The sequence below is a fragment of the Aestuariimicrobium soli genome (genome assembly GCF_051192575.1).
GTDB classification, from domain to species: Bacteria; Actinomycetota; Actinomycetes; order Propionibacteriales; family Propionibacteriaceae; genus Aestuariimicrobium; species Aestuariimicrobium soli.
Genome location: NZ_JBPJSQ010000006.1, coordinates 348,997 through 361,945, shown reverse-complemented (window position 1 = coordinate 361,945; position 12,949 = coordinate 348,997). Strand labels below are relative to the sequence as shown.

The following is a 12,949-nucleotide window of genomic DNA, read 5'->3' as shown; positions in this document are numbered from 1 at the left end:
GGTTGTTTGCGGCCAACCCCTTCCGATCCGGTCGGATGCGTGCTGTCATGGACGGGTCGAGCTGACGGGGGGAGGCGCGATGCCGATCGGCGTGGCCAGGGGGCTGCAGCGGGTGAGCGTGCTGGTGGTGCTGTGCGTGGGCTCAGCGACGCTGGCGTGCGCCCAACCGCACGACCCCGCCGCGTCCCCGAGCGCGACCACCCCGACCGTGATCGCGCTGGCCATGCCCGCGGTGCAGGCGCAGGTCGACGGTGGGGCACCGGCGTCGTCCGGTGATCCGTCGACCACCTCACCAGCGGGTGACCAGGTGCCCTCGCTCACGGCGGCCACCGACCCTCGACTGTTCGACCCGGGGCACTTCGACGAGGGCGGTCAGCCGGTCGACCTGACGCCGCCCACCGTGATTCCCAGGGTGGTCGCCCCCGCCGTGAGCTCGGCGACGGGAAAGCTGCTGTCGCGCCCGGTCACGGGCCCGATCACCTCGTCGTTCGGCATGCGGGTGCACCCGATCACGGGGGTCTACAAGCTGCACACCGGCACCGACTTCGGAGTGCCCATCGGCACGCCCGTGGGTGCGGCCGCGGCGGGTCGGGTGCTCACGGCTGGCTGGGGCGGCGCCTACGGCATCCGCGTGACCATCGATCACGGCATCATCGCCGGCCACCATGTCGTGACCAGTTACAACCACCTGTCGTCGCTCGCGGTCAGGGCCGGCGACGTGGTGGTCGCCCACCAGGGTGTCGGACGAGTGGGCTCCACCGGCTACTCGACCGGTGCACACCTGCACTTCGAGGTGATCGCCGACGGCAACTTCACCGATCCCGTGCCGTGGCTGGACGGTCGTGCGGTGATCGTGGACCTGTCGACGCTGGAGTACTCGGTGAGTGGTCCGACTCCGGGCTCGTCGCCCAGTTCGACTCCCAGTGCCGGTTCGACTGCCAGTGCAACTCCCAGTGCCGGTTCGACGCCCAGTGCCAGTCCGACACCCAGCCCGACGCCGAGTCGCAGCCCTTCACCCAGCCACTCGCCGACGCCCAGTCACCCGGCCACCAGTCAGACGCCCTCCAGCCCGACGCCCACCAGTCCAACGCCGAGCAGCAGCCCGACGCCCAGCCCCTCGGCCACACCTTCCAGCAGCCCCACACCTTCGGACCCTGCCTCGTCCGAGACTGCGCCCAGTTCTCCGGTACCCAGTTCTCCCGAGCCGAGCCCGTCGGAGTCGAGCAGTCCAGATCCCAGCAGTCCCGACCCGCTCGCTCCCGAACCCAGCCCGGCCACGACCTCACCGGAGGGCTGAGGTTCTCCCGGGACGAGGGTCAGTCCCGGGTGCAGGTCACACGCACGGTGATCCGCTCATCGGCGGCGACCTCGAAGCGGAGCCCCTCGACCACGACCTCGTCTCCCAGTGGCTGGTCACGAAACACCTGTCGCACCCGCTCACCGTCCTGCCGATCGACCGGCTCGATGCTGGCGTGCACCCCGGATCCGGTCGCCACCGGCCATCCGGTCACCGTCAGTCGGCAGGCCCGGTCGACGCTGATATCGCGCAGTTCTGCACCGGGTTCGTCCGCCGGCACGGAGCGCGCGGAGACCACCGGGGCCTTCGGCCCGGGACCGCATCGCCAGGTGCTGCGGGCGACCACCGCATCGCCGGCGGTCTCGATCTCGCCGGTGACCAGCAGGCGCTGCTGCCAGCGGCCGAACTCGTCCTCGACGATGACCGTGTTGTCTCTCAGGGCATCGGGGTCGTCGGTCTCAATGGGCGCGGTGGCGGTCGAAAAGGCGAGCCGGTCGTAGAGCGGGTCGCTCGTCCCCTCGTCCGAGGCATGGTCGACCCCGTGGTTGGCCACGGTCACCAGACCCGGTGCCCGGGCGTCGATGAGCCAACCGGCCGCGGGCACGGGCATGGGCACGAGGGCGGGGCCAGGCGCCGGCGCAGGCGTCGAGTCTGGCGCCTCGCTCGTCCAGATCGGATGGTCGGCGGGCAGCGCCAGACCGGCGAAACCGTGCATCGCCCAGTACGGCGAACCCGGGCCTGAGTAGGGCTGACGCATACGTTCGTGGGTGCCGTGCCAACCCAGGGTCAGCAGCCCGAGGTCATCGAAGGCCCCGTGATCGACGAAGTGGGCCACCGTGCGTCCGGCGGCCCGACGCACCAGTTCGGGCCGGGGCCCGACCCCCGCGATCGCGGCGTCCCACAGCCCGGCCACCACCCCGAAGCGGTAGGTGAGTGAGCGTCCCTGGAAGAGTGGGGCACCGTCGTCGGCGATGAGTCGGACGGCCCGCTCGGCCCAGTCCCCGAGGCGCTGCCGCCACAGCCCCGAGAGGCGCGCGGTGGTGGGTTCGTCCGGGGCCATGCGGGTTTGCCAGAAGAACAGGTGGTGGATGACCCACGAGTTGTACCAGTCGATGCGCGGGCGGGTGTGCGGCGCGAGCGGGGCATCGGAGTACCAGCCGTCGCCGACGTGGCACCCGGTCATGAACTCCAGGTGCTCGGCGACGCGGGCCTCGTCGTTCGCGGCGCCGACCGACCCCAGAAAGGCCTGGGTGACGGTGTGGAACAGCACCCAGTTGCAGGGCGGGTAGGCGACCCCGGACGACGCCTGCAGCCACGCCACCAGCTGCTGCTGCGTGCGCGGCGACAGTCGCTCCCAGACGAGAACCCGCGTCTGGTGCAGGGCCACCGCGAGGGCGGCAGCCTCGACCTGGGCCTGGCCGCGTTCGTCCAACGTCGGCCAGCGCTCGGGTGAGTGGGGGTCGACGCCCGCGGTGATGCCGGCGGCGTACCACTCGGCGAAGCCGTGCGGATCGTCCGGTTGGCCCGCGAGCAGGTGCGCGGCGCCCGCGAACGAACGCGCGAATGCCTCGAGGGCATCGCTGTCGCGGCCGGACGAGGAGGCCGGCCCCGGCAGGTCGAAGCGGGCGCGGCCCGGTGACGCGTAGGGCCGCAACGCGAGCAGCGCACGGGTGGCGACGGCGGCGTGTTCGGCGCGCGCCCACTCCACCCCCGAACTGGTCGCCCCCGAACTGGGCGCACCCGAACTGGCCGCATCCTCCGCCGCCCCCGGACTGGGCAGACTCTCATCAAACGGTGCAACGGTCACGAAACTTCCTCCGGGTGGAAGCGTTTGATGCGAGTTTGCGTGTGGGCCAGAGCGGGTGCGGCTGGGGCCGGGGGGCGGGGGAGGGGTGGTGCGGAGGGGTGGTGCGGAGGGGCTGAGCCGGGGTGGCGGCGGGCCAGCAGGGATCAGTCGACGCCCGACTCGATGGCCGCGCGGTCGAGCGACTCCTCGTCGTCGGTGGTGGTCAGCCCCAGGGTGGGGATGGTGCCGGCCTGTCCGGTCTCGAGCTCGCCCACGAGCTTGGCCTGCGCCCCACCGAGCTGGCCCTGGGTGGCATACAGCTCGAGCTTCTCCCGGGTGTCGGCGATGTCGAGGTTGCGCATGGTCAGCTGGCCGATGCGATCGGTCGGGCCGAAGGCGGCGTTCTCGACGCGCTCCATCGACAGCCGGTCGGGGTGGTAGCTGAGGTAGGGGCCGGTGGTGTTGACGATGGTCCAGTCCTCGCCGCGGCGCAGCCGCACCGTCACCTCGCCTGTGACCGCGGAGGCCACCCAGCGGGTGATCGACTCCCGCAGCATCAGCGACTGGGGGTCGAGCCATCGTCCCTCGTAGAGCAGACGACCCAGCCGCAGCCCCTGCGAGTGGTAGTTGGCGAGGGTGTCCTCGTTGTGGATGGCGTTGAGCAGGCGCTCGTAGGTGATGAACAGCAGGGCCATACCCGGAGCCTCATAGATGCCGCGGCTCTTGGCCTCGATGATGCGGTTCTCGATCTGGTCTGACATGCCCAGGCCGTGGCGACCACCGATGGTGTTGGCCTCCATCACCAGATCGACGGCCGAGGCGAAGGTCTGCCCGTTGATGGCCACGGGTCGTCCCTGGTCGAAGCGCACGGTGACGTCTTCGGTCTCGATGGCGACCGAGGGATCCCAGTACTTGACGCCCATGATCGGCTCGACGGTCTCGAGCGAGACGTCGAGGTGCTCCAGGGTCTTCGCCTCGTGGGTGGCGCCCCAGATGTTGGCGTCGGTCGAGTAGGCCTTCTCCTGCGAGTCGCGGTAGGGCAGCTCGCGCTCGGTGAGCCAGGCGCTCATCTCGTGGCGACCACCGAGCTCGCGCACGAAGTCTTCGTCGAGCCACGGCTTGTAGATGCGCAGCGAGGGGTTGGCGAGCAGGCCGTAACGGTAGAACCGCTCGATGTCGTTGCCCTTGAAGGTCGATCCGTCGCCCCAGATGTGTACGTCGTCGGCGTGCATGGCGCGCACCAGCAGGGTGCCGGTGACGGCTCGTCCCAGAGGCGTGGTGTTGAAGTAGGCGCGGCCACCCGAGCGAATGTGGAAGGCACCGCAGGCGAGGGCGCTCAGCCCCTCTTCGACCAGGGCCTCGCGGCAGTCGACCAGCCGCGAGATCTCGGCGCCGTACTGGCCGGCGCGGTCGGGCACCGACTCGATGTCGGGCTCGTCGTACTGGCCCAGGTGGGCGGTGTAGGTGCAGGGGATGGCACCCTTCTCGCGCATCCAGGCGACGGCCACCGAGGTGTCGAGGCCACCCGAGAAGGCGATGCCGACCTTGTGGCCGGCGGGGAGCGAGGTCAGAACCTTGGACATGCCCCGAGGGTATCGCATAAGTATTCCGCACTCAGAATAAGTATTCCGTGCTGAGACGGGGCGGGAGCGTGGCCTCGGGGATGGGTGGCCAGCGGGGGTGACCAGCGGGTGGGGTGACCCGGGCAGGTGGTCACCGGTGGCCCACGCCAGTTGGGGCAGCCACGAGGGCCTTTCTGGTCGAAAATGTCCAGGAAGGCCTCGGGCGTGCCCCAACTGGCGCGGAGGTCAGCTCACTTCCAGCCGCAGTGCACGTGACCCGAGTGTCCGGCGTCGCCCGGGCCCAGGATCTGCGTGGCACCGCGAGCCGCGCAGAAGCTCTTCAGCTTGGCGGCGGCGTTGCGGCCCGAGGTGGTGGTCGAGACCTTGACGCCGTCGATCAGGTCGACGTCGATCGCGTTGCCCGTGTAGTGCCACGAGGTCGACGAGTGGTCGCAGCCGGCAATGGCGGTCACCCGGTAGGAGTGGCCCACCCCGAAGTCGCGCATCGCCACCAGCATCGACGTGTTCAGCCAGACCCGGCGGTAGCCGACGTCACCGCCACCGGTGCTGGCCTGGCCACCATTGGCGGTGTCGAGAATGTTCTGGCGGGGGCTGGCGACGGCCGGTCCGCAGAAGTGCAGCAGGGTGATGCCCGTGTCATTCAGCATCGCCCGCGCCGCGGCGGCCCGGGTCGTGGTGGTGCCGGTGGACACCCCAGCGATCATGGCCCGCCACGTGTTGGGGCCGACGACGCCGTCGACGCTGAGGCCCTTGGCCTTCTGGAAGGCCTTCACCGCGCTCAGGGTGGCGGGCCCGAAGCTGCCGTCGACGGCCACCGAGTGACCGTTGCGGCGAAGCTGCACCTGGACGGCCTTCACCAGACTTCCCGTGTTGCCCGAGCGGACATTCACGGTGGTGAGGGCTGACCACGTGTTGGGGCCCGTGACCCCGTCGGCGGTGAGTCCCTTCGAGGACTGGAACTTCTTGACGGCCGACACGGTCAGGGGTCCGTACGAGCCGTCGGCGGTGGTCGCGGCGCCGCGACCGGTGAGCAGGTACTGCAGGCTGGTGACCTGCGTGCCGGTGGCGCCAGACTTGAGCACCGGCCAACTCTTGAACGTCACGGCCTCGGCCTGGACGGGGGATGAGCCGAGCATGAGCAAGGCTGCGAACAACGCCAACATCACGGTGGCGATTCTTTTCATGAAAGTGCCTCTCCACGTGCTTTGCGATTGCGCGGACGATCGTCCGCCGCTTGCACGCTAGGCGGCGAGGGGGGCAGTTCGACCGCGTCGGCGGCTCGTCTGCAGTGCCAGCAGTGCCAACCCGAGGACGAGCCCGACCCCACCCGCGAGCACGAAGCCGGCGTGCCAGCCCCGGAGGTCCATCGCGAGGCCCACCAACGGTGGCGCCATGGTGTTGCCCGCGGTCATGAACGAGCCCTGCCAGCCCAGCAACTGGCCGCGCTCACTGGGCGCCACCACCCGCTGCAGCGAGTCCTGGGCCGCCACCAGGGTGGGCGCGCAGAAGGCGCCGGCCAGCAGCAGGAACACATTCAGGGAGACGACATCGTTGGCGAGCGCCACCAGTCCGGTGGTGAGCCCCAGCCCGAGCACGAGCCAGATCAGGGGAATCGGTCGGTGCAGGCCGCCGTAGGCGAGCCCGGTGATCGCCGAGCCGAGCCCCCACAGGGCCAGCGTGAGCCCGATCAGCTCGGGGGAGCCGAGCCCGCGCAGGGCCGCCACCACGCCGATGTCGGTGCCGGCCAGAATGAATCCGGCCACGCCGCTCGCCGCCAGAATGCCCAGCACCTGCGGCGTCGCCCACGCGAACCTGCCGCGCCGGCCGTCCCGCACCGTCTCGGTGGGGGCGGCGGCCTCGTCCGGGCTGACGATCGGGAAGTTCGCGATCACGGGGGCGAGCGCTCCGACGATCGTGATCAGCCCGAACCCGAACAGCGCCCACGTGGTGCTGAACGTGGTCGCCAGGAAGACCGCCAGCGCCGGGCCGATCATGAAGCAGATCTCGACGGTCGTCGAGTCGAGCGAGATGGCCGTGCGGCGCATCGCGGGTGGCGTGGCGGCGATCACTCCCTGCCGGATCACGGCGAAGGTCGGGAACATGATCAGGCCCATCAGCCCGGCCAGCACCAGCAGCAACCAGTACGAGCGGACGAACGGCAGCACCAGGAACACCGGCGTGAGCACGACCAGCGAGGGCACCATGGTGCGGCGCAGTCCAATGCGGTCGAGCAGCGACCCACGCCAGGGCCCCGAGACGGCGATGCCGATCGTCCAGACCGCGGTGACGATGCCGGCCGACGAGTAGGTGCGGCCGAGGGTCTCGACCAGGTGCACGGTGAGCAGCACCCCGAAGCCGAACTGGCCGACCCGCCCGAGCACGCCGAGCAGGATGATGGTGCGCACCTGCGCCAGGGCCAGGACCTCGCGATAGGCACCGAACTTCACCGGACGAGTCTAGGGCCGGCGCCTGCGACAAACGAACGGGGCCAGAGGAACAGGGCGGGGCGATCGGGGCGGGCGACGAATGGGGCTGCCCCTCAGAGCAGCTGGCGCAGCTCGTCCACCGAATCGAGCACGAGGCTCGGCTGGTAGGGGAAACGCTCGAGATCCTCGCGGGTGGTGATGCCCGTCAACACCAGCACGGTGAACAACCCGGCCTCCATGCCGGCGATGATGTCGGTGTCCATGCGGTCGCCGATCATGCCGGTGTTCTCGGAGTGCGCCTCGATCTTGTTCAGCGCCGACCGGAACATCATGGGGTTGGGCTTGCCGACCACGTAGGGACGACGGTTGGTGGCGGCCGTGATCATGGCCGCGACCGCACCCGTGGCCGGCAGCAGACCCTCGGCGCTGGGGCCGGTGGCGTCGGGGTTGGTGCAGATGAACTTGGCCCCCTTCGAGATCAGCCGGACGGCCGTGGTGATCTGCTCGAAGGAGTAGGTGCGGGTCTCGCCGAGCACGACGTAGTCGACGTCGATCTCGGTCAGGATGAAGCCCGCATTGTGCAGGGCCGTGGTCAGCCCGGCCTCACCGATGGCGAACAGGCGGGCGCCGGGGCGCTGGCTGGCGAGGAAGTCGGCGGTCGCCAAGGCCGAGGTCCACAGGTTCTCCTCGGGCACGCTGAGGCCGCTGCGCTCGAGCCTGGCCGCGAGGTCGCGCGGGGTGAAGATCGAGTTGTTGGTGAGCACCAGGAAGCGGTGCGAGGTGTCGACCCACTGCTGCAGCAGGTCGGCCGCCCCCGGGATGGCGGCGTTCTCGTGCACCAGCACGCCGTCCATGTCGGTGAGCCAGCATTCGATGTCGCGTGGGTTGCGCATGCCCACACTGTAGGGCCGCCCGATTTCGCCGCGTCGCCAGCCGTCGCGATCGCGGACCGCGACCTAGACTCCCAGGGGTGAGCGACACCCCTCAGGCCGATCAGCCGCCGGCCTTCTCGCAGGCCACCTTCGACTTCTACCGCGACCTCGAACTCGACAACTCCCGGGAGTTCTGGTCGAGCCGGCGCGACGACTACGAGGCCCATGTGCGGGCCCCGATGGAGCAGGTGGTCGCCGAGTTGGCCGAGGAGTTCGGCGAGGCGCGGATGTTTCGTCCGCATCGCGACGTGCGCTTCTCAAAGGACAAGTCGCCCTACAAGACGCACCAGGGGGCGTGGGTGCCGATCGGGCCGGCGATGGGCTGGTACGTGCAGGTGTCGGCCGACGGGCTGATGACCGGCGGCGGCTTCTACCACGCCGAACCCGCGGCCCTGAAGGCCTTTCGGCATGCCGTCGCCGGCGACGGTGGCACCCTGCGTCGTCGGCTGGACGAGCTGCCGCGCGCCTTCGAGGTGGGCGGCGAGACGCTGGTGCGGGTGCCTCGCGGGTTCGACCCCGAGCACCCCTGCGCCGACCTGCTGCGCCACAAGACGCTGACCGTGGGCCGTCACTACCCGAGCCTGCCGGCCCATGTCGTCTCGCAGGTGCGCCGCGACTGGCGAGCGTTGCTACCGGTCATCGACTGGCTGGACGAGGCGCTGGCCGAGGGCGAGCACTGAGCCCTTCGCGGGGCCCGGGGTTTGGGTGCGCCGGGTTTGACTGCGCGGGGTTTGAGTGCACCCGGGTTTGAGTGCACCGGGTTGTCAGTGCACCAGCACCAGCTTGCCGCTGACCTCGCCCGACTCCAGGCGCGCATGCGCCGCCGCCACCTCGTCGAACGAGAACCGCTCGATCGGGGCGGGGGTGATCGTCCCCTGTTCGTAGAGAGGCCAGACCACCTCGGCGACCCGCCGACAGATCTCGGACTTCTGCTCGACCGAACGGAACCGCAGGCCCGTGGCGGTCAGCGTGGCCCGCTTGGCCAGCAGTCGTGAGAAGTCGAGGGTGCCCTTCGTGCCGCCCTGCATGCCGATGGTCACGCATCGTCCGTCGCGGGCGAGGGCGTCGAGATTCTGCTCGAGGTACTTGGCCGCCATGATGTCGAGAATCACGTCGGCGCCGTGGCCGTCGGTGGCTCGCTTGAGTCCGGCCACCCAGTCGTCGTGGTAGTCGAGGACGATGTCGGCGCCCAGGCCGCGGCAGTAGTCGAGCTTCGCGGCTGTGCCGGCGGTGGCGGCCACCCGGCAACCCAGCTGCTTGGCGTACTGGATCGCGAACGACCCGATGCCGCCGGCGCCGCCGTGCACGAGGAAGGTCTCCCCGGGGCTCAGCCGCACGTGGTCGGCGTTCGAGACGACCGTGGCGGCCACCTCCATCAGCGTGCCGGCGGTCACCAGATCGAGGCCCGCGGGCGGACGAACCACCTGCCCCGCGGGCGCCACGAAGTACTCGGCGTAACCGCCACCGGCCAGCAGTGCCACCACCTCGTCACCGACCGCGAGCCCGGTCACCCCGGCGCCCAGCTGCTCGACCACTCCGCTGGCCTCGAGCCCCATCACGTGGGTGATGCCGCGGGGCGGCGGGTACAAGCCCTGGCGCTGCAGCAGGTCGGCCCGATTCACGCCCGAGGCGACGGTGCGCACCAGCACCTCGCCGTCGCCGGGGGAGGGCCGTTCCTGGTCGACGATGCGCAATTGGTCGGGCCCGGGACGCCGTGGGCGGGTGTGGTCACCCGATTCCTCATCGGGGGTGGACTGCTCGACGACGACCGATCTCATGACCGCCAGCCTGCCACGAGCGACCTCGGGGCGCAGCCGCCGCTAGGATGACGGCCTGAGCGGGGATTCTCGCTCGGGCGAGGTCGCATAGTGGACGAGTGCAGCCGCCTTGAAAGCGGCCGAGGGCAACCTCCGTGGGTTCGAATCCCACCCTCGCCGCTGGTGGTATCCGTGCAGCGTTCCCAACGTAGGGAGAGACCCGTGGCCGACTACGTGCTCCGCCCCCGTCCGGCGATCCGCGCCTTCGTGGTCGCGGCCGTGATGAGCGTCGTCGGCGCCGCCGGGGTGGTCGTCGGTCAACTCGCCGGGCCCTCGCTGGTGGTCACCGTGGTCGGGGGCGTGCTGCTGGCGGCCGCCCTGGTGCTGGTGGTGTCGGCCTGGATCGCCAGCCGGACCAACGTGGTGCGCGTGCAGTTGGACGAGGACGGCTACCGCGTGCTCGGCCCGAAGGCCGACCGCAGCGGCCGCTGGGACGAGGTCACCAAGGTGGGTACCTCGCAGGACGGTTCACACCTGGTGATCAGCCACGGCGAGGTCGAGCGGGTGCACATCTGGTCGCCGCTGGGCGGGGCCGATCCGCAGATGCAGGGGCTGCAGGCCGAGATAGTGGAGCGGTTGGACGCCGACCGGGGATACACCCACTTCGGCTGAGCGTCGTCCGGGGGCGCCTGGGGGGGTGATGTCTCCAGCACCGCCCGATCCAAAACGGTGCCCCCAGCCCGAATGTCGTCCTTTTCGACAACATTCCCCCCCAGAGGACCGTTCTGGATCGCTTCGGCTCAGCGACCCGGTGAGGCGGACGCGCTGGCGGCCTCGTTGGGGTTCCAGGCGCAGGCGTCGACGAGGCTCTCGGCGGGCGCGGGGGTGGCCGATCCACCCGCCGACCCCGAGGTGCCGTCGGTGGGCACACTCGACTCGCCGGTCGGATCGGTCGAGGTCGGGTCGCTGCCGGGCTGGCTGGTGGCTCCGCCTGCCGTGCTGCCGCCGGTGCTTCCGGTGGTGCTCGAGGCGGACGAGGTCGCTCCCGGCGTTCCCGAGGGCTGAGTGTCGACGGCCTTGATGGCGGCGGCCACCCGGGCTCGCATCATCGCGTAGTCGGGGTCGTAGGTGATGAACCCGTCCTTCTGGTGCACGAACAGCACGCGCGCCTGCCTGCCCTTCTGCACGCGCACGGCCAGTTCGAGCAGGGCTGGCAGCAGATCCTGCGGGATGTCGGTCTCGACCATCTTCTCGGACGCCTTCGCCACCGCCTCGTAGCGGGTCAACATGGTGGCGGCGTCGGCCTGGTCGAGCACACCCTTGATCACGCAGGTCTGGCGACCCATGCGGGAGTAGTCGCCACCGTCGAGCCCGTGCCGCGCCCGGGCGTACCACATGGCGTAGTACCCGTTGAGCAGCTTGTTCTCGCCCGGCTCGATGTAGCCCGACGGGGCCCGCACGTCGTCACCGCCGATCGGGATGCGCTGGTTCACGTTGAGCCGCACTCCACCCATCGCATTGATCAGCGCCACCAGGCCGTCGATGTTGAGGGCGACGAAGTAGTCGATCTTCAGGCCGAGGGCGCCCTCCATGCCCATCTTGAGGGCGTCCGCTCCCTTGTAGTCGGTGTTGGTGAACAGGTCGGGATGGGCGGCGGGAACCTGCCCCCAGATCGCGTTCGCGAAGAAGTTGGCGTCGTTGGCGTCGCTGCCGTTGTAGAAGCCCTGCGGGTAGCGCTTGGCCAGCTCCGAGCCGCTGGGGAACGGCACTCGGGCCATGTTGCGGGGGATCTGGGTGATCACCATGTTGCCGGTGGCCGTGTCGATCGAGGCCACCATCATGGTGTCGGAGCGCACGTTGTTGTCTTCGTAGTTGCGGGCGTTGTTGTTGTCGAGACCGACCAGCAGAATGTTCAACCGCGGCTTGTTGGCCCACACGTCGGCCGGCTTGCCCTGGGTGTCGATCGTCGGACGAGTCTGCGACTTCTTCTTGTCACCCGCCTGGAAGACCCCATCGACCAGCCCGGCCTGGGTGGCGCTGTAGCGGCTGGCCACGGCCATCGGGGCGGCGATCGCGAAGCTCAAGCCGCCCACCACCAGGGCGCCGACGATCGCCTGCGCCCGGGTGCGCTGCGGGGGTCGGGTGATCAGGTGGGTGCCGACGATGACGATCACCCACACCAGGGCGATCACCACCAGCGCGACCGACAGCGGACGAAGCACCGCCGGCTTGACCGCGGTCGCAGCGGCGGCCACCGGATCGGACAGCGCCCAGCCGCCGAGGGCGATCAACGAGAGCACCACGACGGCGGTGATGCCGACCCCCAACCAGCGGGCCCTGGAGCGGATCAACCCCAGCCCGGGGATGATCGCCGACGCCAAGGTCTTGAGCAGCGAGCGCGTGAACGGGTGGTGGCGGTGGAAATCTCCGGCGGCCGCGTGCCGGGGGGTGCCGTCGTCCGGCTCGGGGGTGGCCGCGACCCCGAGATCGGCGGCCGCGCTCGCCCGGCTGTCTGCCTGGGCCGAGGTCGCCTGCGTGACGGCGGGACGAACGGCGGTCGCGTCCTCGTCCGCGATGGGGGCGGGTGCGGCGCCGACCCGCTTGGGCACGTAGGCAGCGGCGGGCTCATTCGTGGTGATCTGGGCCTGCGGGTAGCCGTCGTCGTGCGCGGCGCGGCGGCGATTGCGGCGGAACAGGGTGTCGTCGGTCAACTCGTCGCCGAAGTTCGACTGCGGTCGCTGCCACCGTTCGTGGCCCTTCCCGGACCCCCCGCGGAAGAGGTCGTCGGGCAGGTCGGACGAGTCGGGTGACCCCGACGTGTCGTCGCTCATCCCTGTTCCTCCCTGGGTTGCCCGAGGTTGACGGCTCTGTTGCCCGACGCATCTGCGGTCGCGGGCGTGTCGCTGGCCATCATAGGCACGCACTCACAGCAGGCCCATGGCCGATGCCACGACCGTTCACGCGAGGTTGAGGGTTGCCGCGTTGGCAGCCCGCGCGGGCGTCGGATAGTCTGAGCCGTCGATGCCACCCTCGGGTCGGTGTCAGGAGGAGGCGTCGCCTAGTCAGGTCTATGGCGCCCGCCTGCTAAGCGGGAGTGGTCACAAGCCACACGCGGGTTCAAATCCCGCCGCCTCCGCAGCAACGAACACCACCCCCGGTCAGGTCTGG

10 protein-coding genes and 2 tRNA genes are annotated in these 12,949 nt (G+C 70.2%); 5 read left to right on the top strand and 7 right to left on the bottom strand.

Annotation, left to right across the window (positions count from 1 at the left end; translation table 11 throughout):
• The first annotated feature begins 79 nt into the window (after positions 1 to 79).
• Positions 80 to 1,297, top strand: coding sequence for a M23 family metallopeptidase (locus ACSDQ9_RS08430; protein ID WP_435145982.1), 1,218 nt, complete (start codon positions 80 to 82; stop codon positions 1,295 to 1,297).
• Between the two features lie 19 nt (positions 1,298 to 1,316).
• On the opposite strand, the gene ACSDQ9_RS08425 is transcribed toward ACSDQ9_RS08430, so the two are convergent.
• The 5 genes from ACSDQ9_RS08425 to ACSDQ9_RS08405 all read right to left on the bottom strand — a co-directional run bounded on the left by ACSDQ9_RS08425 (position 1,317) and on the right by ACSDQ9_RS08405 (position 7,985).
• Positions 1,317 to 3,104: a DUF2264 domain-containing protein gene (locus ACSDQ9_RS08425; RefSeq protein WP_435145980.1), complete on the bottom strand. Its 1,788-nt coding sequence runs from the start codon at positions 3,102 to 3,104 to the stop codon at positions 1,317 to 1,319.
• 143 nt (positions 3,105 to 3,247) lie between these two features.
• On the bottom strand, positions 3,248 to 4,666 hold the full coding sequence (gene argG, locus ACSDQ9_RS08420; protein WP_435145978.1) for an argininosuccinate synthase: 1,419 nt from the start codon (positions 4,664 to 4,666) through the stop codon (positions 3,248 to 3,250).
• A 230-nt stretch (positions 4,667 to 4,896) separates the two neighbouring features.
• The gene (locus ACSDQ9_RS08415) at positions 4,897 to 5,850 is read right to left on the bottom strand and encodes a peptidoglycan-binding protein (protein ID WP_435145976.1); all 954 of its coding nucleotides are present in this window, start codon (positions 5,848 to 5,850) and stop codon (positions 4,897 to 4,899) included.
• Positions 5,851 to 5,907: 57 nt separating this feature from the next.
• Complete coding sequence (locus tag ACSDQ9_RS08410; protein ID WP_435145974.1) at positions 5,908 to 7,113, bottom strand: MFS transporter; 1,206 nt, start codon at positions 7,111 to 7,113, stop codon at positions 5,908 to 5,910.
• A gap of 92 nt (positions 7,114 to 7,205) precedes the next feature.
• Positions 7,206 to 7,985: an HAD-IIA family hydrolase gene (locus ACSDQ9_RS08405; RefSeq protein WP_435145972.1), complete on the bottom strand. Its 780-nt coding sequence runs from the start codon at positions 7,983 to 7,985 to the stop codon at positions 7,206 to 7,208.
• Between the two features lie 77 nt (positions 7,986 to 8,062).
• Here ACSDQ9_RS08405 and ACSDQ9_RS08400 point away from each other — a divergent pair, with 77 nt between their 5' ends.
• The gene (locus ACSDQ9_RS08400; RefSeq protein WP_435145971.1) at positions 8,063 to 8,704 is read left to right on the top strand and encodes a DUF2461 domain-containing protein; all 642 of its coding nucleotides are present in this window, start codon (positions 8,063 to 8,065) and stop codon (positions 8,702 to 8,704) included.
• A gap of 84 nt (positions 8,705 to 8,788) precedes the next feature.
• Here the strand turns inward: ACSDQ9_RS08400 and ACSDQ9_RS08395 are convergent, their stop codons facing one another.
• A complete protein-coding gene (locus ACSDQ9_RS08395; protein WP_435145969.1) occupies positions 8,789 to 9,802 on the bottom strand; it encodes an NAD(P)H-quinone oxidoreductase in 1,014 nt (337 codons plus the stop codon).
• A gap of 76 nt (positions 9,803 to 9,878) precedes the next feature.
• Here ACSDQ9_RS08395 and ACSDQ9_RS08390 point away from each other — a divergent pair.
• Both ACSDQ9_RS08390 and ACSDQ9_RS08385 read left to right on the top strand, forming a co-directional pair.
• A tRNA-Ser gene (locus ACSDQ9_RS08390) sits at positions 9,879 to 9,961 on the top strand.
• 42 nt (positions 9,962 to 10,003) lie between these two features.
• Positions 10,004 to 10,453: a hypothetical protein gene (locus ACSDQ9_RS08385; protein ID WP_435145967.1), complete on the top strand. Its 450-nt coding sequence runs from the start codon at positions 10,004 to 10,006 to the stop codon at positions 10,451 to 10,453.
• A gap of 128 nt (positions 10,454 to 10,581) precedes the next feature.
• Here the strand turns inward: ACSDQ9_RS08385 and ACSDQ9_RS08380 are convergent, their stop codons facing one another.
• A complete protein-coding gene (locus ACSDQ9_RS08380; RefSeq protein ID WP_435145966.1) occupies positions 10,582 to 12,612 on the bottom strand; it encodes an LCP family protein in 2,031 nt (676 codons plus the stop codon).
• Positions 12,613 to 12,828: 216 nt separating this feature from the next.
• On the opposite strand from ACSDQ9_RS08380, the gene ACSDQ9_RS08375 reads away from it, so the two are divergent.
• A tRNA-Ser gene (locus ACSDQ9_RS08375) sits at positions 12,829 to 12,917 on the top strand.
• Positions 12,918 to 12,949: the final 32 nt, after the last annotated feature.

What these genes read in the sequence shown, in the direction of transcription:
- ACSDQ9_RS08395 (WP_435145969.1), bottom strand. Translation starts at nt 9,802, where the DNA reads ATGAGATCGGTCGTCGTCGAGCAGTCCACCCCCGATGAGGAATCGGGT.
- ACSDQ9_RS08430 (WP_435145982.1), top strand. Translation starts at nt 80, where the DNA reads ATGCCGATCGGCGTGGCCAGGGGGCTGCAGCGGGTGAGCGTGCTGGTG.
- ACSDQ9_RS08380 (WP_435145966.1), bottom strand. Translation starts at nt 12,612, where the DNA reads ATGAGCGACGACACGTCGGGGTCACCCGACTCGTCCGACCTGCCCGAC.
- argG (WP_435145978.1), bottom strand. Translation starts at nt 4,666, where the DNA reads ATGTCCAAGGTTCTGACCTCGCTCCCCGCCGGCCACAAGGTCGGCATC.
- ACSDQ9_RS08415 (WP_435145976.1), bottom strand. Translation starts at nt 5,850, where the DNA reads ATGAAAAGAATCGCCACCGTGATGTTGGCGTTGTTCGCAGCCTTGCTC.
- ACSDQ9_RS08405 (WP_435145972.1), bottom strand. Translation starts at nt 7,985, where the DNA reads ATGCGCAACCCACGCGACATCGAATGCTGGCTCACCGACATGGACGGC.